Source organism: Ruegeria sp. R13_0 (genome assembly GCF_017743995.1).
In the GTDB taxonomy this organism is placed as follows: Bacteria; Pseudomonadota; Alphaproteobacteria; order Rhodobacterales; family Rhodobacteraceae; genus Ruegeria.
Map to the genome: position 1 here is coordinate 1 of NZ_JAGHRB010000046.1, position 1,568 is coordinate 1,568.

Here is a 1,568-nt window from a genome sequence, read left to right on the forward strand (position 1 = left end):
TCGCGATTGCGCCGATGTCAAAGTCTGGCGCGCAGGCGTTTTTCAACCGTGCTCAGCCTGCGGGTGGTCTGAGCCATATCTGTCCGGAGGGTCCGGATTTCATCAAGGATGCCCTGAATATCCTCCGATCCCGAAGGGGTATCGGCCGGTTCAAGCACACCTTCTCCCTCACCACTTAGAAGCCAAACCAGAGAGACCCCAAGAATGCCGGAGATCATCTGCGCTTTGTTTGCGCGTGGCTCGGTGCGGTCTTCTTCCCATCCCTGCACCGTCTTCAGTTTAACGCCCAGGCGGGAGGCCAGTTTTTTCTGTGAATACCCCACGGCTTCGCGCGCGGCGACGATCCGGTCGCCCAGAGTCGCCGCTTCGTCACCGTAGTATGGGGTGTCGTTTGATATAGTTGTGGCTACGTTCATTCTGCTCTCTCACTTTGATTGAAAATGTCGTGGCGCGGTCAGGCCGCGCGTTCGCTACGATCCTCGAGACGGATTGTCACAAGGTTGCTGTTTTCATGGCGGCGATATGGGGTCAGTGCCTGCGTGATGAAAGGTTGGATGTCCATCCGGGACCGCTGCCACCGAGCAAACCGGCGGAACAGCGCCCAGGTACTCTCGTCGTTGGACGCAATCACAGTCTGAACACGGGTGACATCGGCGCAGACGTGCCGACGCATCACCTGACCCAGCATCAGTGACGCAAGGCCCTTGTCCGCTTCACCCTCTGAAACGCCGACCTGCCAGATAAACAGGGTTTCCGGGTCATATGGCAAAACATAAGCCAGCATCGCGCCGACCAAGTCTCCATCCAGTTCTGCAATAACCGAGAATTCTTTGTAGTTATCAAACGCCGCCAGTTCGCCAAGCAGATCACCAATAGCTTTCTGATCCCCGGTACTGGCCAGCAAAGACACAGCTGCACCGTCTTCCGGCAAAGGGGGACGCAAAACCGGAATAGGTTGTTCGAACAACTCCAAAGAATGCTGCATGTACTGCTCCATCAATAAACTTTGATTAGCTAAGTAACACAGCGGCATCAAAACTTCAAAAGGCAAAGCAAAATTCTACCGAAACGTCATAAATATACCTATTTTTGCGATATTTTAATTTGCAAGGCTAATTATATTGCGCTCCGTTAACACTTGAGCAATCAATACAATTTTGACAGTCTCACTCCATTCGAATGCGGAGTAGATACATGGATCGTATCGACAGCAGCCTTGTCGCCCTGCGCCGAATCCTGCGCGCCACCGAGATGTCCGGCCGGGAACTGGCGCAATCCGCCGGGCTGACCGCGGTCCAGCTTCGTGTATTGCAAGTGATTGGCGAAACCGGGCAAACCACGGCCAAGGCGATTTCAATGCGTATGCATGTCAGCCAGGCCACTGTCACCGCGCTGGTGGACAAGCTGGTCTCGGGCGGCATGGTCGTGCGCGAGAAATCCCTGACCGACCGACGGCAGACCAACATCCTGATCACGGATCGCGGGCGGCAAACCCTGGAGGACGCTCCAGATCCGCTGCAACAGCTCTATGTGCAGCGGTTCAAGCAGATGGAGGACTGGGAGCAGGC

Annotated in this window: 3 protein-coding genes; 1 reads left to right on the top strand and 2 read right to left on the bottom strand. The window is 55.3% G+C overall.

The window, feature by feature from the left end:
* Window positions 1–17: 17 nt before the first annotated feature.
* A complete protein-coding gene (locus tag J7394_RS22750) occupies window positions 18–416 on the bottom strand; it encodes a helix-turn-helix transcriptional regulator (protein WP_209256240.1) in 399 nt (132 codons plus the stop codon).
* A gap of 38 nt (window positions 417–454) precedes the next feature.
* Window positions 455–985: a GNAT family N-acetyltransferase gene (locus J7394_RS22755; RefSeq protein WP_209256241.1), complete on the bottom strand. Its 531-nt coding sequence runs from the start codon at window positions 983–985 to the stop codon at window positions 455–457.
* Window positions 986–1,194: 209 nt separating this feature from the next.
* Between J7394_RS22755 and J7394_RS22760 the strand changes: the two genes are divergently transcribed.
* The coding region (locus J7394_RS22760; protein ID WP_209256242.1) for a MarR family winged helix-turn-helix transcriptional regulator at window positions 1,195–1,568 on the top strand (374 nt) is incomplete at its 3' end.